The 23,841-nt window shown below is 72.8% G+C and carries 22 protein-coding genes; 5 read left to right on the forward strand and 17 right to left on the reverse strand.

Going from position 1 to position 23,841, the window contains the following annotated elements; genetic code table 11:
• Positions 1-24: 24 nt before the first annotated feature.
• The 8 genes from OO47_RS20515 to OO47_RS38485 all read right to left on the reverse strand — a co-directional run bounded on the left by OO47_RS20515 (position 25) and on the right by OO47_RS38485 (position 8,759).
• On the reverse strand, positions 25-1,443 hold the full coding sequence (locus OO47_RS20515) for an alkaline phosphatase (RefSeq protein ID WP_030220053.1): 1,419 nt from the start codon (positions 1,441-1,443) through the stop codon (positions 25-27).
• Positions 1,440-2,486 carry a Gfo/Idh/MocA family protein gene (locus tag OO47_RS20520; RefSeq protein ID WP_030220055.1) on the reverse strand — a complete coding sequence of 349 codons (1,047 nt, stop codon included), beginning with the start codon at positions 2,484-2,486 and terminating at the stop codon, positions 1,440-1,442. The genes OO47_RS20515 and OO47_RS20520 overlap by 4 nt, the downstream gene beginning before the upstream one ends.
• A 67-nt stretch (positions 2,487-2,553) precedes the next feature.
• Entirely contained in the window at positions 2,554-3,711 is a 1,158-nt protein-coding gene (locus OO47_RS20525) for a dTDP-dihydrostreptose--streptidine-6-phosphate dihydrostreptosyltransferase (RefSeq protein WP_030220058.1), read from the reverse strand.
• Positions 3,712-3,751: 40 nt separating this feature from the next.
• Positions 3,752-4,351: a streptomycin biosynthesis protein StrG gene (locus tag OO47_RS20530; RefSeq protein WP_030220061.1), complete on the reverse strand. Its 600-nt coding sequence runs from the start codon at positions 4,349-4,351 to the stop codon at positions 3,752-3,754.
• 9 nt (positions 4,352-4,360) lie between these two features.
• The gene (locus OO47_RS20535) at positions 4,361-5,206 is read right to left on the reverse strand and encodes a glycosyltransferase (RefSeq protein ID WP_030220064.1); all 846 of its coding nucleotides are present in this window, start codon (positions 5,204-5,206) and stop codon (positions 4,361-4,363) included.
• A gap of 40 nt (positions 5,207-5,246) precedes the next feature.
• Positions 5,247-6,293, reverse strand: coding sequence for an inosamine-phosphate amidinotransferase (locus tag OO47_RS20540; RefSeq protein WP_030220066.1), 1,047 nt, complete (start codon positions 6,291-6,293; stop codon positions 5,247-5,249).
• A gap of 533 nt (positions 6,294-6,826) precedes the next feature.
• The gene (locus tag OO47_RS20545; RefSeq protein ID WP_030220070.1) at positions 6,827-7,750 is read right to left on the reverse strand and encodes an aminoglycoside phosphotransferase family protein; all 924 of its coding nucleotides are present in this window, start codon (positions 7,748-7,750) and stop codon (positions 6,827-6,829) included.
• Positions 7,751-7,856: 106 nt separating this feature from the next.
• The gene (locus tag OO47_RS38485; RefSeq protein WP_456114901.1) at positions 7,857-8,759 is read right to left on the reverse strand and encodes a streptomycin biosynthesis protein; all 903 of its coding nucleotides are present in this window, start codon (positions 8,757-8,759) and stop codon (positions 7,857-7,859) included.
• Positions 8,760-9,370: 611 nt separating this feature from the next.
• On the opposite strand from OO47_RS38485, the gene OO47_RS20555 reads away from it, so the two are divergent.
• The 3 genes from OO47_RS20555 to rfbD all read left to right on the forward strand — a co-directional run bounded on the left by OO47_RS20555 (position 9,371) and on the right by rfbD (position 12,479).
• Positions 9,371-10,438, forward strand: coding sequence for a glucose-1-phosphate thymidylyltransferase (locus OO47_RS20555; RefSeq protein ID WP_030220075.1), 1,068 nt, complete (start codon positions 9,371-9,373; stop codon positions 10,436-10,438).
• Between the two features lie 52 nt (positions 10,439-10,490).
• Entirely contained in the window at positions 10,491-11,477 is a 987-nt protein-coding gene (gene rfbB / locus OO47_RS20560) for a dTDP-glucose 4,6-dehydratase (protein ID WP_030220078.1), read from the forward strand.
• Positions 11,478-11,564: 87 nt separating this feature from the next.
• The gene (gene rfbD, locus OO47_RS20565; RefSeq protein WP_030220081.1) at positions 11,565-12,479 is read left to right on the forward strand and encodes a dTDP-4-dehydrorhamnose reductase; all 915 of its coding nucleotides are present in this window, start codon (positions 11,565-11,567) and stop codon (positions 12,477-12,479) included.
• 77 nt (positions 12,480-12,556) lie between these two features.
• Here rfbD and OO47_RS20570 read toward each other — a convergent pair whose 3' ends face one another.
• The 3 genes from OO47_RS20570 to OO47_RS20580 form a co-directional block, all read right to left on the reverse strand.
• Positions 12,557-13,159: a dTDP-4-dehydrorhamnose 3,5-epimerase family protein gene (locus tag OO47_RS20570; protein ID WP_030220084.1), complete on the reverse strand. Its 603-nt coding sequence runs from the start codon at positions 13,157-13,159 to the stop codon at positions 12,557-12,559.
• Positions 13,160-13,212: 53 nt separating this feature from the next.
• A complete protein-coding gene (locus OO47_RS20575) occupies positions 13,213-14,256 on the reverse strand; it encodes a hypothetical protein (protein ID WP_030220089.1) in 1,044 nt (347 codons plus the stop codon).
• Between the two features lie 63 nt (positions 14,257-14,319).
• A complete protein-coding gene (locus tag OO47_RS20580) occupies positions 14,320-15,162 on the reverse strand; it encodes a phosphotransferase (protein WP_234323246.1) in 843 nt (280 codons plus the stop codon).
• Between the two features lie 213 nt (positions 15,163-15,375).
• On the opposite strand from OO47_RS20580, the gene OO47_RS20585 reads away from it, so the two are divergent.
• Positions 15,376-16,164, forward strand: a complete 789-nt coding sequence (locus tag OO47_RS20585) for an inositol monophosphatase family protein (RefSeq protein ID WP_030220093.1) — start codon at positions 15,376-15,378, stop codon at positions 16,162-16,164.
• 29 nt (positions 16,165-16,193) lie between these two features.
• Here the strand turns inward: OO47_RS20585 and OO47_RS20590 are convergent, their stop codons facing one another.
• Complete coding sequence (locus OO47_RS20590; protein WP_030220095.1) at positions 16,194-17,429, reverse strand: DegT/DnrJ/EryC1/StrS aminotransferase family protein; 1,236 nt, start codon at positions 17,427-17,429, stop codon at positions 16,194-16,196.
• Positions 17,430-17,519: 90 nt separating this feature from the next.
• Entirely contained in the window at positions 17,520-19,052 is a 1,533-nt protein-coding gene (locus OO47_RS20595; protein ID WP_033209761.1) for a GMC family oxidoreductase, read from the reverse strand.
• A 233-nt stretch (positions 19,053-19,285) separates the two neighbouring features.
• On the opposite strand from OO47_RS20595, the gene OO47_RS20600 reads away from it, so the two are divergent.
• Positions 19,286-20,560, forward strand: a complete 1,275-nt coding sequence (locus OO47_RS20600; protein ID WP_030220101.1) for a DegT/DnrJ/EryC1/StrS aminotransferase family protein — start codon at positions 19,286-19,288, stop codon at positions 20,558-20,560.
• Positions 20,561-20,594: 34 nt separating this feature from the next.
• Here OO47_RS20600 and OO47_RS20605 read toward each other — a convergent pair whose 3' ends face one another.
• The 4 genes from OO47_RS20605 to OO47_RS20620 all read right to left on the reverse strand — a co-directional run bounded on the left by OO47_RS20605 (position 20,595) and on the right by OO47_RS20620 (position 23,761).
• Entirely contained in the window at positions 20,595-21,239 is a 645-nt protein-coding gene (locus tag OO47_RS20605; RefSeq protein ID WP_030220104.1) for an HAD family hydrolase, read from the reverse strand.
• Positions 21,240-21,276: 37 nt separating this feature from the next.
• Positions 21,277-22,269, reverse strand: coding sequence for an ATP--scyllo-inosamine phosphotransferase (locus OO47_RS20610; RefSeq protein ID WP_030220107.1), 993 nt, complete (start codon positions 22,267-22,269; stop codon positions 21,277-21,279).
• Positions 22,269-22,979, reverse strand: a complete 711-nt coding sequence (locus OO47_RS20615) for a hypothetical protein (protein ID WP_030220110.1) — start codon at positions 22,977-22,979, stop codon at positions 22,269-22,271. Before OO47_RS20615 ends, OO47_RS20610 begins: the two co-directional genes overlap by 1 nt.
• 131 nt (positions 22,980-23,110) lie before the next feature.
• Entirely contained in the window at positions 23,111-23,761 is a 651-nt protein-coding gene (locus OO47_RS20620) for an SAM-dependent methyltransferase (protein ID WP_234323251.1), read from the reverse strand.
• Positions 23,762-23,841: the final 80 nt, after the last annotated feature.

Consider the following 23,841-nt stretch of genomic DNA (forward strand, 5'->3'; position numbering starts at 1 on the left):
GGGGCCGTCGGGCACGGCCGTGGTTCATCGCAGTCCGAGCGCCGCGCACACGGTGCCGAACAGTTCGGTGTTCTCGCGGAGGCCGAGCACCCGGTGCGCGAGCGGACCGCGGGCGGCGACCGGCACGGTGACCCCGGTGTGCTCCTGCGTCCCGCCGGATCCGGCGGTGGCGTACCCGAGGAGCATCCGGCCGCCCTCGTCGGTGACGAGGGTGCTGGACAGGCCGGGCGGCCGGGCGTCCTCGGGCAGGATCTGGGTCGCGTGGCCGTGGTCGGCGGTGACGATCACGAGGGTGCGGGGGTGGCGCCCGGCGTACGCGAGGGCGACCGCGACCGCCCTGTCGAACGCCACGGTCTCGCCGATCTGCCCGCAGGGGTCGGCCTCGTGCGCCCGGTCGTCGATCGAGGCGCCTTCGACCTGGAGGAAGAAGCCCTTGCCGGTGGCCCGGTCGCGGCGGGCCGTCAGCTGGTCGAGCGCTGCGCGGGTGGACTCGGCCAAAGTGGGTGTGCCGGCGGGCCGGGCCGGGTTGTGGACGGCGCACCGCTGGGGCGCGGTGCCACCGGGCGCGGCCGGTGTCCCGGTCCATTCCACGGGCAGGTAGTCGGGCGCGAACAGCCCGAGCACGGGCCGGTCGGTGCGGGCCGCCGTCAGTTCCGCCCGGTCGCGCACCACCTGGTAGCCGGCGGCGCGGGCCTGTTCCAGCACCGTACGGCCACGGTACGGGCCGTCCCTGACGGTCTGTGCGAAGTGGTCGGCGCCGCCGCCGAGGAGGACGTCGGGGCGGGCGGCGACCGTCTGCTCCACGACGGAGCCGGCGCCGCCGGCCGCCCGGGTGTCCGCCGGGCACTCGGCCATGTCGGCGGGGCCCTTGCAGGACCGGTCCGTGACGTGGGCCGTCAGGGCGGCGGGGGTCGCGTCGGCGACCGAGGCGGTGGTGACGCTGCCCGTCGCGTAACCGTGGCGGCGGGCCTTCTCCAGCAGCGTGGGCAGCGGCCGGTTGGTGCCCGGGGTCTTGGAGACCCGTCCGTTGACGGTCCGCCGGCCCGTCGCCCAGGCGGTGGCGCCGGCGGCGGAATCGGTGACGTAGACCGGCCGGCCCCGCTCGTCCACGGAGAAGGTGGTGCGCCGCCCCGTGGTGGCCAGTGTGTCCAGGGCCAGCCGGCCGGCCGCGCCGACGGAGTAGTCGCGTGCCGCGGTGATCTCCGCGTCGCCCATGCCGTCGCCGATGAGCAGGATGACGTTGTCCGCCGGTGCCCGGCCCGGGACGGTCTGCGCCGCTGTGCGGCCTCGGGCGTCGTCCGCCGCCGCGCGGTCCCGGTGCGCTGCGCCGGGCCCGTCGGCGGTGGAGGCGGCGGGCAGGGTGACGAGGACCAGCAGGGCCGCGGCCACGGCGGCGCCGCGTCGCCCCCGGTGGCGTCCCCGGTGGGTGGGCGTGCGGCTCATCCGGCCCGGCCCCCCACGGGCGTGGCCGCGCCGGTGGCCGGTGCCGGGTCCAGGACGACACGGGTGCCGGTCGCGGCGGCACGGCCGGCGGCCGCGGCCACTTCCTGCGCGCGCAGTGCCTCCTCGGCGGTACAGGGGCTGGGGGCGCCTCGCGTCACCATGTCGGTGAAGTCATGGATCTCCTGCCGGTAGGCGGTCGCGAAGCGGTCGGTGAAGTCCTGGTACGGGGGGTGTCCGCCGGGTGCGGGCGGGCGGCCCGTGCCGTCCTGGCCGAGCAGGCGCAGCGGGGTCCGCGCGTCGAACCCGACCGCGTACGAGCCCTCGGTGCCCAGCACCTCGACCCGGTGGTCGTACCCGTGCGGGTCGAGCCGGGACGCGGTGAGCACCGCGCGGGCGCCGTCGGCGAGGGTCAGGGCGGCCGTGGCCACGTCGTACCCGGCGCCGCCCAGCAGCCGTGCCCCGTCGGCCTGCACGGCCACGGTGGGCTGTCCGGTCAGCCAGTGCACGGCGTCGATGTCGTGGATGAGGCAGTCGGTGAAGATGTCGCCGGCCGTCCGTTCGTACGCGCCGGCCGGCGGGTGGTGGTCGAAGGCGGTGCACCGCACCAGCAGGACGCGGCCGAGCCGGCCCGAGACGATCCGCTCGCGCAGTGCCCGGTAGGCGGGGTCGCAGCGCCGCTGGAAGCCGACGTGCAGTCGAGCGCGGGCGAGAGCGCCGGCCAGCTCGCGGGCCTCGGCCACGTCGGCGGTGAGCGGCTTCTCGCAGAACACCGGCACCCCCGCCCGTGCCGCGGCCAGCAGCGGGTCGCGCCGCTGTGTCGCCGGGGTGGCCACGACCAGCGCGTCCACGCCGGCGACGACCTCGGCGAGCGTCCGCCGCACCGTCACGCGGGCCCCGGTCTCCTCCGCAAGGGCACGGGCCAGCCGGTGGGCGCCGTCGGGGTCGACGTCGTGGACCACCAGTTCCGGTGGTTCGGGAAGCTCCAGGAGCGTACGGGCGTGCAGCCGGCCCATGCGGCCGGCCCCGACGATTCCCACTCTCATCGAAAGTCTCCGTAACAGCCCGTCGGCGCCCCCCCGGGGGGTGCCGGTGCCGGTAGGTGGTCCTGCGTCAGTCGAGTACGGCGGCCCAGCGGGGGTCGGTCACGTCCACGCCGGAGGAGGTGAGCTTGGTGCGCAGCTCCTCGCGCAGCCCCGCCAGGTCGGCCTTGGACTGGCGCAGACTGGCGGCGAGCCGGGTGCTGCGGGTCCGGTAGCCCGAGGGGGCGTCCGGCCGTTTGTTGAAGTCCTCCAGGAGCAGGGCGTCGACGTGCGCCGACCAGGGCAGCTCGTGGATGCCCGCGGCGATCTCGCTGGGCCGCAGCCGATGCCAGTAGGAGATGCCGCCGGCGTGGACCAGTTGGGGGGCGAAGACCTTGGTGCCCGGGAACTGGTGGAAGTGGGCGATCCGCAGGCCCGCGGCCAGGGCCATCAGCTGGTAGAACATCAGCCCGTCGAAGACGACGCGGATCACCTCGTTGCCGTTGTGGAGGTGGTGATGGCGCTCGTGGCTGCGCACCTCCCTGCCGTCGTCGAGGACGTCCACCACCCCGCCCTGCGGGAAGGGCAGCCGGGGACCCTCCAGGGCCATCACCCGGGCCAGGGCCCGCTCGTGGTGCGGCTCGATGAGCCGCACCGTCGCGCCGTCGATCTCCTTCTCCGGCCCCGGGGGGACGTACGCGTAGGCGGCGGGTGTGACGGGGCCGCCGATGGCGCGCTCGATGTCGGGACGGACCCGGGGGTCCAGGGCCAGGAAGGGCGGTGCGGCCAGGGGGATGGGGCCGTAGCTGAGGGGGCCGCTGACCGCCACGCCCGGTTCCAGTCCGTCCGTGCAGCGGTCGAACCAGTCGGTGTCGGTGACGAAGCAGTCGACGTCGACGATGCCGAACGGCCGGTCCGTGTTGCGCAGCAGGAGCTCGAAGATCTCGTGGCTGCCGACCCGGTCGTCCATGTCGAAGACGGGCAGGCCGCCGCTCATGCGGTCGCGCAGCGCGATCTCCTCGGCGCTGAGCGCGGAGCACACGAAGACGCAGTTCAGCCGCTCGGGGACGAAGCGCAGGAAGTGGTGGACGACGTGCAGCAGGCCGGAGGAGAAGAAGCAGAACCACGGGGGGCGGTCGTCCGGGAGCCCGGCCAGGAACTCCCGGAAGCGGTGGTCGAGGTGTGTCAGGGACTCCCCCGGGCGTGTGTCGCCCGGGGGGTTCCCGATCGGATCGGAGGTCATCACCATGTCGGGGCCATTTCGTCGTGGCGCGGGAGCCGGCCGGGGTTCAGACGACGTCCCAGTACTGGCCGAGCAGGAAGGGCAGTCCGAAGGACACGGACTTCTTCCCGCTGGGCTGGTACGCGGACCGGGGCAGCGTGCGGAAGTCGATGCTGACCCGGCTGATCTCGGTGTCGTTGACGACGTTGCCGTGCCAGGAGTTGGCGCCGTCGAAGACGATGACCTCGCCGTACTCGGCGTGCACCGGCTCGTTGTCGATCCACAGCGTGTTGTTGCCGAAGGCCCGGGTGACCGGCACCCAGTAGTTGACCTCCGCCGGGTCGTGCCCGAAGTCGCGGTCGCGGTGCCAGGAGCCCACGGCGACGGAGTTGCGCAGGTGCACGCGGAAGGTGGGCACCCGCTGGAGGTAGACGTCGTCGACCGTGTCGCCGAGCAGGTGCCGTGCCAGCGTGCGGTACACGGGCGAGACGATGTCGAAGTTGTCGTAGAACTGCTTGTGGTACGGCGTGCTCTGGTCGGTCTCCCGGGTGGCGAGCCACTCACTGGCCGCCAGGCCCTCCAGGTCGTCCACCTTCAGCACCTCGCGCACGAGGTCGGCGAGGGGGATCCGGGTCACGTCGTAGCGGAGCCGTGTGTACTTGGCCATTTTTTCTCCTCACACCTGCATGCGGCCGCGCAGGCGCTTGCACCGCCGGTACCAGCCGCCGACCAGTTCGTCGATCACGGGGTCGCCCGTCTCCCCGTCGCTGACCTCGTGGGCCCGGCCGGCCGCGCGCACCGCCAGCCGGCGGGCGGCGAGCCGCAGGGGGATGGTGGGGATGGTGAGCCGCTCCAGGTGGTTGCCCACCCGTTCGAGCGGACTGAGGTCGAAGAACTCGCGATGCCAGCGCAGTTCGTTGTGGCGCCAGTCCTTCAGACCGTTGAAACCGCGTCCGTCGTTGTGGTGCATGACGTCCTGGAGGTCCTGGACGATCACGCGCTTGCCGGCGGCGCGGATCAGGGTGGCGAGAATGACGCCGAGCCCCTCGAAACCGCGGTAGTGCCCCTCGGGGAAGCGGATGTTCTCGATGGTCCAGCGGTTGACGCACAGGATGACGTCGTCCACGGCGTGGACCTCGTAGCGGTCCGACCCGTAGTCGTGGACCTTGTCGTAGTCGGTGACCCGGCCGCGCCGGGTCTCCTTCTCGTTCCACCAGGCCAGCGAGACGGTGTCGGAGCCGCCGACCGAGCCGAGCATCCCGACGGAGTCGTCCTCGAAGACCGGCTGTGCCACCTCGGCCGGGTTCTTCCGCAGCTCGACGTCGTCGTGGAGCATCACCAGCCCGGTGATGTCGGAGTTGGCGGCCGCCTGGTCGAACATGGCGTTGTACGCCGAGAACAGTGAACGCTGGTTGCGCATGGTGAACACCGGGCTGCCCGGTGTGCGGACCCGCTCGATACCCGGCAGGCAGATGCGCTCGAACAGATTGCCCGGGCCTACGCAGACGCCGTAACCGATCACGTGGTCAACCTTCCTTGGCGGTAGCGGACGTGGCGGGACATCAGAACCGGTAGGTCTCCAGCGAGCCGGTGCGGCGGACGTCGAGCGTGGCGCAGTGGAAGCCGCCGCCGAGGGTGCGCGAGTGGGTGAGCTGGAGCGGCAGCACGTCCGTCCCGTGCTTCTCCAGCAGCTTGATCAACTCGGTCTGCCGGCGGTCCACCACGGCCAGGTCGGGTCGCACCACCAGCAGGTTCATGCCGATCCACACCGAGCAGTGCGGCTTGTCGCCGGTGAAGCCGATGTCCACCAGCTCCGGGCAGGTGATGGTCTCCCACGACCGCAGGAAGTCCGGCATGTTCCCGTCGTTCACCCGCGAGGGGTTGGTCAGCACGAGGCCGGGCCGCAGCGGCACGATGGTGGAGTCCACGTGGGTGGACGCGTACAGCCCCCGGCAGGGGTGCACCGTGTAGGTGTCGCCGACCGCCGACTGGAGCCACTTGGCGCCGAGTTCGTTGCCGCTGTCGGACACCAGGTAGAGCAGGTCGGTGCCGAAGCGCAGCACGTTGGCGGCGTCGAACACCGGCTCCACGTCGGTCAGGCGCTCACCGGCCGGTGCCTGTGGATCGTAGGACGCGTCGGTCAGCCGGGGCTTGGGGGCCGACAGCCACCGGGCACCGCTGGCGAAGTAGTCCAGCAGGATGTCCTTGTAGGCGAGCGACTCCAGGAAGCGGGCGCGCAGCGCCATCGGCGTCTCGATGACGGTGTCGCCGACGGTCAGCAGGCCGTCGCGCGGGCAGTAGTCGTGGAAGCCGTCCGTCTCCCAGTCGGGGGTCCTGATCAGGGCCGCGTTGTCGCGTGCCGCGGGACGGCGGACCGTGACGCCGAGCTTGGTCAGTTCCTCGGCCAGGACGTGGAGTTCCTCCTCCGTCTCCTTCAGCACGCGGTCCGGGTAGGCGCCGGAGGGGATCTGGTCCTGGCTGTCGTAGTCCCCCGCGTACTCCACCGCGAAGACGCTGCGGTCGGCCCGGGGGACCCGTGCGCCCACCGCCGTACCGATGATGATCTCCTCCAGGGGGTCCCATTCGTTGTGCACGTCGACGAGGCTCATGGCGCTCCTTGGGGTGAGTGGGCGTGACGTCGGCGGGATCGCGGGCCGGCCGGGTGCTCGGGGCACGGAGCCGGCGGGCGGGACGCGTGGCGTACGGCTGTGGAGCAGGCACCGGGCGGCCCTGAGGGCGGGTCGTGTCCCGGTGAAACGCGAGGGGCGGCCGGTGGAGCACCGCTGTGCGCGGAGGTGACGAGCGGGTCCGCGCGTGTCCTGTCCCTGCCCGGGAACGCCCTGATCGGGGGGCGCCGCACGGGATGTGGCTCCGTCGTTCCGAATCCGGACCGTTCCCGATCACCGGATCGACTGAAGGCTAACACCGAGGTCTCGATCGGCGAATGCGTCGCCTGGGGCGCTGTTGCCGGCGGCTTCCGTACGGCGGAGCGCGCTCGCGGGGCGGCGCCCGCGGAGCCCTCGTACGACGAAGGGCGCCCGGTCGGCGGACCGGGCGCGGGGAAAGGGGCACCGCGAGCGCGGCGTCCGCCCGTGTGGGGGGCACCGCGCTCGCAGTGGTGTGTGGGGGGAGGCGGAGGGGTTCAGCCGCGCGGCAGTGCCTCGGCCACGGCGATCTGGGAGGGGTCGATGGCGGTCCGCCCGTCCTCCACGTCCCAGAGCGTGTTCTGCAGCAGCCGGCCGAGGGTCCAGCCGGCCGCGCGCTCGCGGTCCAGTTCCAGGGCCTCGGTCAGCAGGTCGAAGCGCCGCCGTACGATCCGGGGGGCGTCCCCGGTGGCCTCGATCTTCTCCCAGCCGGTGTCCAGGGCCGGCCACAGGTCGAAGCCCGGGTCGCCCACCAGGGGTTCGGGGTCGATGGCGAGCCATGGTTCGCGCTCGGCGGCCAGCACGTTCTCGTAGTGCAGGTCCCAGTGCAGGAGCCGGTCGCCGGGCTCGTCCACCAGCTCGGCGACGGCCGAGGCCCAGGCGTGCAACCGCCTCTGGTCGTCCGGGTCCGACAGCGAGACGACGGCCTCCGGCACGTCCGCCAGCATGGCGCGTGCGATGTCGTCGAGGCGGCGCAGGCCTTCGGGCGCCGGGGCGGCGTGCAGCCGGGCCATCAGGCCGGCCAGGGTGCCCATGGCCGTGTCGTCGTCGTCGACGGACGCGAGGGTGCGCGAGGCGTCCAGGCGCTCCAGCAGCATGGCGCTGCTCTCCGGGTCGTGGTCGAGCAGCCGCACGATGCCGTCGCCCTTCCAGGCCCGCAGTCCGATCAGCGCGGCGGTCGTCTCCTCGCGGGGCATCTGGAGCTTCAGCGCGGCCCTGCCGCCGTCCTCGCGCCGCACCGGCACCACCAGCGAGGCCTCGCCGGAGCCGGGGGTGCCGTCCCGTTCCAGTCGCCACCGGTCGAGGAGTTCCGCGACCAGCGCGGGCAGGGCGGCGATCCAGGCCCTTTCCGCCTCACCGCCGTTCTTCGTGTACGACGTGATCAGGGCGTCGGGGACGTCGATGTCTTCCGGCGATTTCATGCGGGGTTTTCCTTCGGGAGTGGAATTCCCGCCCCGGGCCGGCGGAACCCGAGCGGGTTCCGCCGGCCCGGGGCGGCCGTGCGGGGAGGGGTCGGACGATGGGTGCTCAGGCACCCGACCGTAGTCCGGCCCGGTGCACCGGGCCGGGAATTTCGCCGTCCGTGACGCGGTCGTCCGTCAGGTCGACCTCGATCTTCTCCAGGTGTTCGGCCACCTGCCGCCACGTGTCGGCGCAGCCACGGGCGAGTTCGGCGATGACCTTGACGCGGTGCGGCGGCACGTTGCCGAGCAGCCGGGCCCAGTCCTGGCTGCGCACGGCCACGACGTTGAGCCAGCGCAGCAGCACCCGGCCGTCCTCCGTCAACCGTATGGAGGGATCACGGCTGAGGTGGCGCAGCAACAGGGCCCGTGACGGCCGGCTCTCCTCGGTCCGGTCGGTGCGTGCCGGTGACGGCTCGGCGTCCGCCGCGTCCTCCCGTCGGCGGTCGCGTCCGGGCAGCGGGCTCTCGCCGCGCCGGAGACGCTTGCGGACGTCGGAGGCGGTGCCCAGGGACACTCCGGCCTTGGCCGCGATCTGGCGCAGCGGCGCCGACGGGTTCTCCTGGATCAGCCGGCCCGCCAGCCGTCGCCCTTCGGTGGGGTCCAGCGGCCGGGACCGTCCGTCGCGGCCTATCCGGACGTTCGACTGAGGAACCCCCTCGGTCGAACAGGACCGCAGGGTCCCCACGGTCTTGGCGGAGAGGCCGGTCGCCCGCCCGATGGCCCGGTCGGACCACAGGGGGTGGGTGCGCAGGATGCGGGCCGCGGCGGCCTTGCGGTCGTCGAGGGAGAGCGGCAACCCGTGGGCGATGTTGGAGGTGACGGCGAGGACGAACGCCTCCTTCTCCTCCCCTTCGAAGTACCGGACCGCGATCTCGGCGGCGCCGCGCAGTTCGGCCGCTCTGAGCCGGTGCATGCCGTCGATGACGCGTTTCGTCGAGGACATCACCACGATGGGCGGAAGTTCCACTCCGGATTCTGCGAGGGTACGAATGTGTTCGGCGTCCTCACCGGCACTCCGTGGCGAGTCGGAAACCTGCAGGGAACCGATGGACACCATGACTACGTCGGATAATCGCATGCTGTACTCGTCTGACACACTCTCGTACCCGCCAGGCTGTTCGCAGGCTTCGACAAGATTTTTCCCTAAAACGGGCTCCATTACCCATCCTTCAGTCGCCAAGGCATTCACGGTGACGCGGGATGACTCCTTCGATCTTTTACCCGGCATATGCTTAGCATCCATGACCGCCTGAGTAAAGTTTGGCAAAGCGGCCGATACTCGACCCCCCATGCGGGTGGGCGGTCGGGCTGCGCGCCCCTTCCTCACGGGGTGGACCGGGGGCGCGGGAGACGCCGGACCGGTCCATACCAAGGGATCCGCACGCTCCCCACCTCGTTTTTCAGACACTCCGGACGGCCGATCACGCATCCGAACAACACACTTCTGACGCCACGGGACGACGGGGCGGCAGAAAACGCGCCAGATCACCGAACGTTTCTTGCCGCAGTCCGGCGAAGGCCCCTTTCCCTCGACAGATCCCGAAACCCGTGCCTCCATGACCACGCAGGGAGAACGACATGAAAGCGCTCGTACTGGCCGGCGGATCCGGCACTCGCCTCAGGCCCATCACGCACACCTCCGCGAAACAATTGGTGCCCGTCGCCAACAAGCCGGTCCTTTTCTACGGACTGGAGGCCATCGCGGCGGCAGGGATCACCGATGTCGGCATCGTCGTCGGCGACACGTTCGGTGAAATAACCGACGCCGTGGGGGACGGATCGAAATTCGGTCTCGACGTGACGTACATCCCGCAGCCGGAACCGCTGGGGCTCGCGCACGCCGTACTGGTCGCCCGTGACTACCTGGGCGCGGACGACTTCGTCATGTACCTCGGCGACAACTTCGTGGTGGACGGCATCGAGGGCCCGGTCCGAGACTTCCGGGCAGTCCGGCCGGACGCGCACCTGCTGCTCACCCACGTGTCCGACCCCTGCTCCTTCGGGGTCGCCGAGCTGGACGCCTCGGGGCGGGTGCGCGGGCTGGAGGAGAAGCCGGTCCGTCCCAAGAGCGACCTCGCGCTGGTCGGGGTGTACTTCTTCTCCCCCGCCATCCACGAGGCCGTGCGGGCCATCAAGCCTTCCTGGCGCGGGGAGCTGGAGATCACCGACGCGGTGCAGTGGCTGATCGAGGCCGGCCGGGACGTGCGCTCCACCGAGATCACGGGCTACTGGAAGGACACGGGCAACGTGGCCGACATGCTGGAGGTGAACCGGCTCGTCCTGGAGGAGGCCGAGGCGCGCTGCGACGGGCTGGTGGACGAACACAGCGACCTCATCGGCCGCGTCCAGGTCGAGGGGGGCGCCGAGGTGCGCAACTCCCGGGTGGTCGGCCCCGCGGTGATCGGCGCGGGCACGATCGTGAGCGGGTCCTACGTGGGACCGTTCACCTCCATCGCCGAGGACTGCGTGGTCGAGGACAGCGAGGTGGAGTTCTCCATCGTGCTGCGCGGTGCCTCGATCTCCGGCGTGCGGCGCATCGAGGCGTCCCTCATCGGCCGGCACGTGCAGGTGACGTCCGCACCGCCGGTGCCGCACGCCCACCGGCTCGTGCTGGGCGACCACAGCAAGGCCCAGATCTCCTCGTGACGCGCCACCCCCTCGTACCGACCGTCCGACCCGGAAAGCGGAGTCCGTTGCCATGACCACACATCTGCTCGTCACCGGAGGGGCCGGTTTCATCGGCTCCCACTACGTCCGCACCCTGCTCGGGCCCGACGGGCCTCCCGACGTGGTGGTGACCGTGCTGGACGCACTGACCTACGCGGGCAACCCGGCCAACCTGGCCGCCGTGCGCGACCATCCCCGCTACCGGTTCGTGCACGGCGACATCTGCGACGCGAACCTGGTCGACCGGGTGATGGCGGGGCAGCACCAGGTCGTGCACTTCGCGGCCGAGTCCCACGTCGACCGTTCGCTGCTGGACGCCTCCGCCTTCGTGCGGACCAATGTGCACGGCACCCAGGTCCTGCTGGACGCGGCGCGTCGGCACGGGGCGGCGCCCTTCGTCCAGGTGTCCACGGACGAGGTCTACGGCTCCGTCGAGCACGGCTCGTGGACCGAGGACGAGCCGCTGCGCCCCAACAGCCCCTACTCCGCCTCCAAGGCCTCCGCCGACCTGCTGGCCCTGGCCCACCACGTCAGCCACGGTCTGGACGTGCGGGTGACCCGCTGTTCCAACAACTACGGTCCCCACCAGTTCCCCGAGAAGCTCGTCCCCCGGTTCGTCACCCTGCTGATGGACGGGCACCGGGTGCCCCTTTACGGGGACGGGCTGCACGTGCGCGAATGGCTGCACGTCGACGACCACGTACGGGGGATCGAGGCGGTGCGCACCCGGGGCCGGGCCGGCCGCGTCTACAACATCGGCGGCGGCACCACCCTGAGCAACCGGGAGCTGGTGGGGTTGTTGCTGGAGGCCTGCGGGGCCGACTGGAGCCGGGTGGAGCACGTCGAGGACCGCAAGGGGCACGACCGGCGTTACTCCGTCGACTCCACTCGGGTACAAAAGGAGCTGGGCTTCCGGCCCGTCACCCCCCTGGCCGCCGGACTGGCCGCCACGGTCGCCTGGTACCGGAACCACCGTTCCTGGTGGGAGCCGCTTCTCCCGGCCCGCTCGCCGTCCTAGGTGTCCGGCCGCTCCCGGCCGGACCGCCCCGGACGGACCGCTCCGCCCTTCCCGACGCCCGGCACGCACCCCTCGGAGACCGACACCATGCCCCCGTACCCCCGCCCGCGGTGGCTCGTCACCGGTGCGTCCGGCATGCTGGGGCGCGATCTCACCTCCCTGTTGCAGCACCGGGGAACCCCGGTCACCGCACTCGACCGCCACGTCCTGGACATCACCGACGAGGGAGCCGTGCGGGCCGCGCTCGACCACCACCGCCCGGCGGTGGTGGTCAACTGCGCGGCGTGGACCGCGGTCGACGCGGCGGAGGCGGAGCCGTCGCGCGCGATGGCTGTGAACGGCACCGGGCCGCTCCACATCGCCCGGGCCTGCCGGGCCCTGGGGGCCGTGCTGCTCCAGCTCTCCACCGACTACGTGTTCGCCGGTACGGCGAAGCGGCCGTACCGGGAGGACGACCCCACCGGTCCCGCCACCGTGTACGGGGTCACGAAGCGGGCCGGGGAGCAGGCGGTGCTGGACCTCCTGCCGGAGGCCGGTTACGTGGTCCGCACGGCCTGGCTGTACGGGGCGGGCGGATCCAACTTCGTGACGACGATGATGCGGCTGGAAGCCGAGCAGGACACCGTGCTGGTCGTGGACGACCAGCACGGCCAGCCGACCTGGACCGCGGACGTGGCCGGTCGGCTGGCGGCGCTCGGCACGGCGGCGCTGGCGGGCACGGCGCCCGCCGGGGTGTACCACGCGACCAACTCGGGCCGCACCACCTGGTACGCCCTGGCCCGCGAGACGTTCCGGCTGCTCGGCGCCGACCCCGACCGGGTGCGGCCCACCACCAGCCGTGCGCTGGCCCGCCCGGCCGGCCGGCCGGGGTACAGCGTGCTGGACCACTCCCGCTGGCGGGCGGCGGGGATGGAGCCGCTGCGGGGCTGGGACGCCGCGCTGACGGAGGCGTTCCCCTCGCTGCGCGGGGCGGTGGGACGCTCGGCGCTGCCCCGGTCCTGAGCCGCCGGCTCCCGGGTCCCCCAGGACGCGCGACGGCCCACCGGCACGGGTTCGCCGGTGGGCCGTCGCGCGTGCGGTCAGTCCGCGGCGGGTCCGCGCAGGGAGCGGTGGAAGGCGACGCAGTCGTCGTAGGACGGGAGCAGCCCCCGCCGCTCCATCTCGTCGAGCCCCGGGGCCGTGCGGTCCTTCTCCGAGAGCACCGGCTCGACGTCCTCGGGCCAGGCGATGCCGAGGGCGGGATCGAGCGGGTGCACCCCGTGCTCCCGTCCGGGGGCGTAGCCGCGCGAGGTGAGGTAGACGACGACGGCGGCATCGGTGAGCGCCAGGAACGCGTGGCCGAGCCCGGCCTCGATGTACAGGCTGCGGTGCGGGTCGTCGAGCCTGACCGCCTCCCAGCGGCGGTAGGTGGGCGAGCCGACGCGGATGTCCACCACCACGTCCAGGACGGCGCCGCCGAGACAGGTGACGTACTTCGCCTGGCTGGGCGGCATCTGCGCGAAGTGCACCCCCCGCAGCACGCCCCGTCGCGAGACGGAGCGGTTGGCCTGTGCGACGCCGGGGTCGTAACCGAGCGCGTCGCCCAGCGCCCGGCCGCTGTAGAGCTCCTGGAACTCGCCCCGGTCGTCGGTGAACGCACGGGTCTCCGACAGCCAGGCACCTTGCACACTCAGCGGACGCATCCGCGCCTCCTTGCGGGGTTTCGGTGGGGGACGTGGGACGGGAGGGCCGACGGTCAGAAGCGGTAGGTCTCCAACGCCCCGGTCCTGCGGACGTCGAGGACGAGCCCGTGGAACCCGCCGGCGAGGAGCCGGGAGTGGGTCAGCCGCAGCGGCAGCACGTCAACGCCGTGCCGCTCCAGCACGCGCATCAGCTCCCGCTGCCGGCCGTCCACGACGACCAGGCCCGGCCTGACCACCAGCAGACCCGTGCCGGTCCACGTCGAGCGGTGCGGCGCGTCCCCCGCGCCGCCGGGTCCGGCGGGTTCGGGGCACTCGATCCGCCGCCAGGAGCGCAGCACGGCCGGCAGGTTGCCGCCGGTCACCCGGGACGGGTTGGTGAGGAGCAGGCCCGGGCGGAGCGGGAGCAGGGTGAGGTCGAGGGGGGTGGGGGCGTGCAGCCCGCGGCAGGGGTGCACGGTGTAGGTCCCGCCCACGGCCGACTGGAGCCAGCGGGCCCCGAGTTCGTTGCCGCTGTCGGACACCAGGTACAGCAGGTCGGTGCCGAGCCGCAGCACGTTGGCCGGGTCGAACACCGGCTCCAGTTCGCGCAGCCGCTCGCCGGGCGGGGCGCCGGGGTCGTACATCGCGCCGGTGAGGCGGGGCTCGGGCGCGGAGATCCATCTGCTGCCGCTGACGAGGTACTCGGTCAGCAGCTCCCGGTGGGCGAAGGGTTCCGGGAACCGCGCGCGCGGGGCCGTCGGGGTCTCGATGACGGTGTCACCGACGGTGAGCAGCCCGGCCCGGGGGCGGCGGCCGTCGTCCGTCCGGCCGAGCACGTCCGCGCATGCCGCGCGGTCACGGGTCCGGGGACGGCGGACCGTCACGCCGAGACCGCGCAACTCCTCGCACAGCTCTTCCAGTTCCTCTTCCGTCTCCTTGAGGACCCGGTCCGGCCAGAGCACCGGGGCGGCGTCCCGTCGCCGACCGTGGCACGCGCCCGCGGCTCCTTCGGTGCGTCCGGCGTGCCCGACGGCGACCGGCGCCCGGGCACCGCGGACGGTGCCTACGACGACCTCTTCCAGCGGATCCCATTCGTTGTGAACGCTGACCAGGCTCACGGCGGTCCTTCGGTACGAGTCGGTCACGATGGTGTGGGGAGGCGGTGGGCCGCGGCCCGCGGGTCAGGCGGGCGGGAGGTAGCGCGTCAGCCGGCCCCACATGGCGTTGTCGTCGGCGTCACCGGTGTGGGGGCCGGTGAAGCGGCCGGCGTACTCGGCGATCTCGGCGAGCACCCAGCGCAGTTCGTAGAACCGCAGGAAGACCGCGCGTCCCTCGGGGGCGGTGCCGAACACCCTGGTCAGGGCGGCCCAGTCGCGCTCCGGCGGAGCCCACATCGCCCCGCCCCAGTCGATGATGTCCACGCCCCGCCCGAACAGGACGTTCGTCGTGCTGGGGTCGCCGTGGGTGAGGGCGGGGCGTTCGCCGCGCCACAGGGCGGTGCACCGGTCGGCCACGCGGGCGGCCTCCTCGCGCAGCGCGGCGAGGTGGTCCCGCCGTCGCGCCACCAGGTCGGCCAGCCGGCCGCCGTAGGGCCCGCACTCGCCCGCTCCGCCGCCCAGAGCCGCCTGGAGCGCCTTGTCGAGGTCGTTCTCGAAAGGGAGGCGGAAGTCCTCGACGGGTATGCCGACGGCCCGGGAGGCGGGCGGGTCGAAGGCATGCACCTCCCGCAACCTGGCCGCCAGCAGGTCGAGTTGACCGGCGGTGGGGGGCGTGGGGGCGGCGACGGCGCGCTCGACGTAGGGAAACACCACGACGGGAAGGCCTGCGACCCGGTGGACGATCCGGCCGTCCCGCCCGGGGAGCGGGGCGAGGACGTAGTCCTTTCCGCTCTCGCGCAGCAGGAGCGGCACCTCGTACGCTGCGGGGAAATGGCCGTCCAGATCGCGGCGGACACTGATCCAGAGGGGTCCGCAGCGGTACGACCAGCTGTCCTCACCGAGCGGGAAGAACTCGATCTCGGGCAATTCCCGGTCATCGGGAAGGAAGTTGCGGAAGTTTTCCTCGACAAGCCGGAGAAGGCTCCGGCGTTCCACGAGCGTGTTCTCCAAGAGCATGCCAGAGGCTAACACCGCGGGCCGCCGTGCGGCTTTTCCCGCCGGACGTTCAACCCGGTTGACCAATGAATTACGGAAAGACAGGACGTCCGCGTGGGCGGGTCCCGTGGCTATGGTGGACCGATGGTGAATGACAGCGACGTACGGCTCGCGCACCGGCTCGCCGATCTGGCGGACGCATTGGCACTGGAATTCTTCGGGCGACGGCCGGTCGCACGGCGCAAGGAGGACGGCAGCCCGGTGAGCGAGGCCGATCTCGCGGTGGAGGAGGCCATGCTGGCGGTGCTGGCGGAGGAACGGCCGGACGACGCGGTGCTGAGCGAGGAGAGCGGCACGCTCGGAACGGGGTCGCGGCGCCGCTGGATACTGGACCCCATCGACGGCACGATCCCCTTCCTGGCCGGGCGGCGGGACTGGGGCACCCATGTGGCCCTGGAGGTGGAGGGGGAGCTCCGGGTCGCCGTCCTGAGCCGTCCGACCGAGGGCGTCCGGTGGTGGGCGGAGCGCGGCCGCGGCGCGTTCGCGTCCGCCCGCGGCGGGCCCTTGTCGGCGTCGCGTCCGCTGCGCGTGCCGGAGACGACCGGACCGCTCTCGGCGGCCCGGGTGGGCGGCTTCCTCATGCCGGGCTCCCCCGTCGAGCCGGTGCGCGACCGGATGAGGTGGATCGACTCCTCGGTGTGTCTGGTCGCCGATCTGCTGGAGGGCCGGGCCGAGGGGCTGGTCGACGAGGGCGGGCACGTCTGGGACCGGGCGCCGGCCGCCCTCCTGGTGGCGGAGGCCGGCGGCTGCGTGGACGACCTGTGCGGCGGCGGCCGGCTGGACGGGCGCTGGCTGGTGTACGCGGCGCCGGGCGTTGCGGACGAGCTGACCGGGCTGGTGCGGGACGCCGCCGGGCCCGGCGGCACGGCCTGACCCCCGCGGGGCCGCCGGACCGGCCGGGGTCAGGCCGGGGCCTCGCCCTTGACCGCGCGGCGGAACGCCTCCGCCGCGCGGTCGATCTCCGCCTGCGAGGATCCGGGGTGGACGCCGAACCCGGGGCCGAGGTAGCCGTCGGAGACGCCGGTGGCGAGGGCGACGGAGCGGCCGAGGACGCTGTCGGTGCGGGGGAGCGCACCGGCTTCGAAGGGGTGCGCGGCCGGACGTCCCCCGGGGGCGCGGGACGGCACGACGGAACGGTCGCCGCGGCCGAACGCGGTGAGCGCGGGCAGCCCGCCGTAGTAGTGCGTCGGCGAGTCCAGGAGCGTCCGGGTGCGCAGCCGGTCCGCCACGTCCTGCGCGTGCGCGGCGTCGTCGAAGACGTACACGGCGGTCGTGCCGCACTCCCCCGCCGGATCGTGGGAGGTCCTCGGTCGCACTCCGGGCAGTTCGCCGATCGCCTCGGTCAGCCGGCGCTTCACGTCCCGCACGCGGTCGAGGATCAGGTCCAGCTTGTCGAGCTGGGCGAGCGCCACGGCGGCGTGCAGTTCGCCGAGTCCCAGGTTCATGCCGAGCAGCAGGTCGCCCTCCCCGTGGTCCCGGCGGTAGGGGAACCAGCCCTGGTCGTGGAAGGAGTAGGCCCGCTGGAAGACCGCGGGGTCGTCGGTGAGCAGGAATCCGCCCTGCAGCGAGGTGATCACCTTGTAGTGATTGAGGGAGAAGGTGCCGACGTCCCCCAGGGTGCCGAGCGGACGGCCGCGGTAGGTACCGCCCGCGCTCTGCGCGCAGTCCTCCAGGAGGTGCAGTCCGTGCTCGTCGGCGAGGGCGCGCAGCGCGGCCATGTCCGAGGGCGCGCCCAGCATGTGCACGGGCATGATCGCCCGGGTGCGGGGGGTGATCCTGGCGCGCACGTCGGCCGGATCGAGGGTGAGCGACTCGTCGACCTCGGCGAGCACCACGTCGGCGCCGCAGTGCAGCACGGCGGCGATCGAGGCGACGAACATGTAGCCGGGCACGACGACCTCGTCGCCGGGTCCGACGCCGAGTCCCACGAGGGCGGCGACCAGCGCGGAGGTGCCGCTGTTGACGCCGAGGCAGTGGGCGGCGCCGAACCGTTCGGCCGCCGCCTGTTCGAAGCGGCGGACCCACTCCCTCTCGCCGGGGTCGTCGAACGCCTCGCGGTCGGCGTACCAGCGGTCGAGCACGGCCATGACGTTGGCGCGTTCCTCGTCGCCGAAGAAACGGTATCCGGGTCCCGGCACGGTGGTACCTCCTGGGTGGGATCGGTGGTCTCGGGGAGTGTCGCGCGGACGGCGGTGCGGGGCGGGCCGTCGGGCGGGCGCGGAGGGGCGTCAGGCGCCGGCGAGCAGTCCGGCGAGCCGGCGGGAGAGCGCGATGGTGGTCAGGGACGGGTTGGCGGCGCCCAGCCGGGGAAAGACGGCCGGGCCGGCGGCGTGGAGGCCGGGCAGCGCGGGGAAGGCGTGGTCGGCGTCGAGCAGCCGGCCGAGCGGCAGGCTGCCGCCCTCGTGGTCCTCGGTGCCGAGCAGGCTCGTCCACGTCTCGGGCCGGCTCTCCGGCTGGCTCCGGGTCCGGTCGGGCAGCACCCGGGTGTTGTCGCGGTCGGCGTCGCCGAAGTCGGTGAACACCAACGGGGCCGCGGGCAGGCCCAGTTCACGGGCGACCGTCGTCCAGAAGTCGCGCAGCAGGTCGCGCTGCGCGCCGATCACCTTGCGGTCCTCGGGCAACAGCGCGGTCCGGACGTGCGCCCGCCACGAGGCGCCCCCGGAGGGCCGGCACTCCACGACGCTCTCCTGGTTGGGCAGCTGCTCCCCGGTGATCCGTACGTCCAGGAGCGCCCGACCGGGTCCGTCGGGGTGCACGTCCATCCGCAGGTAGGAGCGGAGCGCCGGGTCGCTCGGCACGTGGTACGAGCCGGGCACGGGCAGCGGGCCGGCCGGCAGCCGGACCGTGAAGCCCTGCACGAGGTGGTCGGCCAGGCCGCCGAGCCGCGGGGTGCGCAGGGCACCCGCGGTGGCGAGGGCGTGCGCGGCGAGCCGGGTGCTCTCCACGGTGGCCGCGCACAGCACCACGGTGTCCGCGGCGACCGTGGCCGTGGTCCCGTCGGCGGCGCGCACCAGGACGCCCCGGGCCCGTCCGGCGCGCACGTCCACCGCGAGCACCTCCGTGTCGCAGCGGACCGAGACACCGGGGGGCGGGGCCGGCCGGCCGTCGGGTCCGCGCCAGGCGTCGAGCGCGGTGTACGCCTCCCAGCGGTCGGTGCCGGGCAGGCGCCGGCAGGCGCGGGGCAGCGGGAGGAACTCCTGGCCGCCGAACACGGCGCAGCCGGGTTGCGCGGCGTCCCACAGCCGGCCGCCGCTCCACGCGGTCAGGTCCGCGGTGACCCGGTCGTACCAGGAGGGCTCGCCGGCGGTGCCGGCGGTCAGGGCGGTGACGACCTCGGCGGGCCAGTCCGACGGGTGCAGGGCCCAGTCCTCCAGGGGCAGCACCACGCCGTGCCAGTACAGGGAACGGCCGCCCAGCCTGCGGCGGAGCCCGGAGATGCCGGTGTAGTGCGGGGGCGCCTCGGACCGCCACGACCGGTGGAAGTGGGGGTCGCGCTCCGGAGCGAACACCAGCTCGGTGGCGTGCGTCTGGGAGTGCGTCATGTGAATGTGGGCCAAGTCCTCGCCGGGCCCCGCCTCCAGCAACAGGACGTCCTCGGCACCGTGGCCGGCCAGCGCGGTGGCGAGTTCGACGCCCGCGAGTCCGCCGCCGACGATCACGGTCCGGGCGTGCCGGGGAACGGGGCCGGAGGAGGACGCCCCGCCCGCCCGGTGGGTGCCGGTGCCGGTGCCGTCGTACCGCTTCCGGGGATTACCGGACATCTCTGACTCCTCCACCTGATGCTTTCCCCGCCTTTGGTCGCGAAGAGCTGACCGGGTATTCAGCCGTCCGGCCAGCCGCAGCGTACCGATACGTTCGAGTGCTCGCTTTCCTCAGTCGAACGGGACGGGGGTGTGGGACCGTTCGGAGGCAGTCTCCCCACTGTGGCGTACGGCGGACGGAGGTGCGTAAATTTCTCTCCCCATCCGTCGAATTCTCGAAAGCGAGGGCAAGCATGGCAAATGCATTGGCTATCGCCGGTGGACCGCGTCTCACGGACCGGGAGTGGCCGCGTTGGCCACAGCCCGGCGAGCGGGCTCTGAAAAGTCTCGAAGACGTATTGACGAGCGGGCGCTGGACCATCAGCTGCGCCTATCAGGGCCGGCAATCCTACGAACGGCAATTCGCGGAGGCTTTCGCGAACTACTGCCGTTCGGCGTTGTGCGTGCCGGTGGCCACCGGAACCGCCGCGCTGGCCATCGCCCTGGAGGCGTGCGGAGTCGGCGCCGGCGACGAGGTGATCGTGCCCGGCCTCACGTGGGTGGCGTCGGCGTCGGCCGTGCTGGGCATCAACGCCGTTCCCGTGCTGGTGGACGTCGACCCGCAGACGTACTGCCTGGACCCGGCGGCCGTGGAGGCGGCGATCACCGGGCGGACCAGGGCCATCACCGTGGTGCACGCCTACTCGGCCGTGGCCGATCTGGACTCGCTCATCGACATCGCCCAGCGGCACGGCCTGCCGCTGATCGAGGACTGCGCGCACGCGCACGGCGCCAGCTACGGTGACTGGCCCGTGGGCGCGTTCGGCACCGCGGGGGTCTTCAGCATGCAGGGCAGCAAGCTGCTGACCTGCGGCGAGGGCGGCGCACTGGTGACCGACGACGCGGACGTCGCGAACCGGGCGGAGCACCTGCGCGCGGACGGGCGGGTGCTGCGGCCCGAACCGGTCGGGGTGGGCGAGATGGAGCTGGAGGAGACCGGCCGGCTGATGGGCAGCAACGCCTGCCTGTCGGAGTTCCACGCGGCGGTGCTGCTGGACCAACTGGCCCTGCTGGACGGGCAGAACACCCATCGGATACGGGCCGCGGAGCATCTCGAGAGCCGCCTGGACGAGATGGGCCTGACGGTCCAGGAGACCTCCCCCGGGACCACCGGCCGCGCCTACTACCGCTTCATGGTGCGGCTGCCCGACGAAGTGCTGGCCGTGGCGCCGGTGGACCGGATAGCCGGCGCACTCACCGCCGAGCTGGGCTTCGCCGTGATGCGGACGCACCGGCCCCTGAACGACAACCCGCTGCACCGGCCGGCCTCGCGCCGGCGGTTCGCCACCGACGCGCACTACCTGGAGCAGGTGAATCCGGCGCGGTTCGACCTTCCGGTCGCCAAACGCCTGCACGACAGCGTGGTGAGCTTCGGCCACGAGGTGCTCCTCGCCCCGCTCGACGCCATCGACGACATCGCACGGGCGTTCCGGAAGGTACTGGACAACGTCCGGGACATCTCCCGCTGAAGCCGGCCCCACCGGGGCCTCCCGAGGGAGGCCCTCACGGCTCGGACGGCAGCACGTCACCGCCCACCGCCGCTCCGAGCCGATCCGCGAAGACCTCCGGGACGGACACGTGCAGGGTCCGCATGCCCAGTCCGTTCCCCACCCGCAGCACCGTGGCGCGGTCGTCGACGAGCAGGGTCTCGGCAGCCGCCGCACGGCAGGCGCGCAAGGCCTCGGTGAAGAAGGAGGGCGCCGGTTTCACCCGACCCGTGCGCCAGGAGGAGCACAGCGTGTCGAACAGCGCGAAGTGCCCGTACGCCTCGTCCTTCAGCCGGTCCCAGTGCTCGGCCTCGTTGTTGGTGAGGACCAGCCGCACCTCCGGCCGCCGCTCCCGCAGTTCCCGCAGGACGCGGAAGCTGTCCCGGTGGGGGCGGACGCTGTCGAGGTACGCGCGGTCCATCCAGCGTCCCTCCGCGGGCGTTCCGGCCCGGGAGCCGCTCCCTCCGGCGACGAGCCGCGCGATCACCCGGTGCACGTGGCTCGCGCCGCTCTCGTACCGGGGCGCGGACTCCTCCACGCGCCGAGCGAGTTCCCCTCGGTCCACGCCGTAGCGGTCGGCGACCCGGTCGAGGAAGTCCGTCTCCTCGTTGACGTTGTTGTACAGCACGCCGCCTGCGTCCACGAACAGCGTCCGTATCATCGTCCCGCCTCTCCCCGGGGCCCTCGGGCCCCCGGACTCAACGCCCCAGCAGGGGCTCGTAGTAGCCGCCGTCGCCGCGCGCACAGGCGACGAGCATCCGGTACGGCTCCCAGTCCCGGTGGTCCTTGCGGCGGGGCTTGGCCAGCTCGCGCTCCAGGCCCCAGGTCTCCAGCTGGATCGAGTGGCCGATCAGCAGGGCGGCGTCGGCGTCGGTGCGCAGGAACGGGGCGGCCAGTTCGGCCACCGTCTCCTGGAGCAGCCCGCGGTCGGCGCGTTCCCCCTCCGTGGTCCCGGTGCCCGGCGCCGGGGGCGCGAAGGCCGTCTTGACCAGTTCGTTGAGGTCCAGGTGCACGGGGGCGAGGACCGCGAACTCGAAGTCCAGCAGGGACACCACGTCGGTGCCGTCCCACAGGGCGTTCACCGGGGAGAGGTCGCCGTGGTTGAGCACAGGGGCGGCCGCGGGCAGGGCCGCCCAGTGCCGCTCCAGGGCGGCGGACAGCCGCCTCCGCTCCCCGGCCGTGAGCACTCCCGCGGCGTGCAGCCGCCCGAGGGCGGCGTCGGCCTCGTCCGGGGACCGCGCGTAGAAAGGGTTGTGGGAGCGGGCCAGGGGCGCGGCGGCCGCCGGGTCGACCCGGTGGGCCGCCCGGGCCCGCTCCCACAACCGCCGTGTCGCGGCCGCGCGCCGCTGCCCGTCCAGGCCGGCCCAGGCGTCGTCCAGGCAGACGGCTTCGATCTCCCGGGTGACCACCCACTCGAAGCCGCGGGTCGTGCCGGACGCGAGGACCGCCGGATAGCCCACTTCGGGGGGCAGCAGGGCGGCCAACCGCGTCTCGCGCACCAGGTCCCGGGCCGCACTGGATCCCGCGACCCGTACGGCGAGCCCGCCGCCGAGCCAGGTGGCGTTGGTCCGGCCGGACGTGCGGCGGGCGGACCGGAAGTCCACCCCCTGGCTCCGGAAGACCTCCTCGGCCACGGCGGCGACCTCCGCGGCGCGCGCCGCGCGCTCGGCGGCGGTCGTGACGCCGGTCATCAGCGGGCCATCAGCCGCAGCGAGACGACCAGGCGCAGCGGGTCCCGTCCCCCGGGCATCCGGAGCAGCGGCGGCACCTCGTGCCACATGCGGGGGCCGAGCAGCCGGGCGTCGCCCTCCCGGTCGTACATCGGCTCCAAGTAGCCCCCGCGCAGGATGCGCATGGCGCCGACGGTGTCGTAACAGAGCGGGAACTGGAGGTTGAACCGGTCGAGGTCGGTGTCCTGCTCGGCACCGTGCGGGCCGATGTAGTCGCCCTCGCGGTAGGCCAGGAGGAACACCCGCTCGTAGCGCAGCGAACGGCCGGTGATGGTGTCGACGACGGGCAGCAGCTGCCGTGCCGCGTGCTCGGCCCAGTCGAGCAGGCCGAGGTCGCGGAAGACGGCCGTGACGCGTGCGGAGTGGCTCGGCGAGTCGGATTTGGCGTCGAGGCGCTGGAACCGGAAGCCGTAGCCGAGCGAACCGCCGTCGGAGCTGTGCTCCTGAGCGTCGACCAGGGGTTCGTCGCCCAGCTGCCGGTACGCCGAGAGGGCCGCCGCCTTGAGCGCGGTGACGTCGGTGACCTGCGGTATCTGGGCGCATCGGTACGAGGCGTAGTGGGCGCGCAGGGCGTCGACGTCGATGTCGGGACCGGAGGTGCGCAGCGGGCCGATCGGCACGGTGGGACGGACGGTGTCGGTGTCGGTGTCGGTGTCGGTGTCGGTGTCCACGGGAACCCTCTTTTGCGAATGGCGGTCACGGTGGGTCGTCTCGGGAAGCGGCTCGGCGCGCGCGGCGCCCGCCGGAGCGGGTGGTCCGCGCGCCGGGCCGGGACGAGGCAGGAGGGTGGGGCGGGGCGGGCTCAGGCGGTGCCGAGCACCACCAGGCGGCGGCTGCTGACGGTGAAGGGGCCGCCCGTCTCGTTCATGACGCGTGCGTGGGAGAAGCCGGCGGTACGGAACCACTCCAGGATCTCGGGGGCCGTGAACATGCGGACGCTGTAGCGGGCCCGCTCCACCTTCCCGTCCCGGATGGTGATCTTCTCCGCGTAGTAGCGGCTCGCCTCGGCGTCCAGTTCCTGGATGTCGACCGCGAGGTCCTGTCCGCGGCGCAGGACGTCGACGTGCATGTCGTGGTTGGCCAGCACGCTCGGGATGTGTCGGTACGGGGAATGCATGTCGAGCAGGAAACGGCCGCCGGGCCGGAGTGCGCGACGGTAGCGCCGGAGGATGTCCCGGTCCGTCTCGTCGTCGAAGTAGCCGAAGGAACTGTACCAGGAAACGGCGGCGTCGAATTCTTCCTCGAAGGACATCTCGCGCAGGTCGACGTGCCGGTAATCGACCTCGACCCCCATTTTCTCGCTCTCGTCGCGGGCCATCTGGAGAAATCGTTCGTCGCGGTCGACACCGACCACCCGGAAGCCCCGCGAGGCCAGTACGTTGGCGTGCCGGCCGTGTCCGCACGGCGCGTCCAGAAGACGCGATCCCGGCTGGAATCCACCGAGTTCGACCATGCTCGACGCCTCGGTCCCGCTCAGCTCCGGAGTGAGGTCGGGAAGGTCGAAGTAATCGTAATCGTCGCCGAAAAGGCTGT

This window comes from Streptomyces bikiniensis, assembly GCF_000716625.1.
Taxonomy (GTDB): Bacteria; Actinomycetota; Actinomycetes; order Streptomycetales; family Streptomycetaceae; genus Streptomyces; species Streptomyces bikiniensis.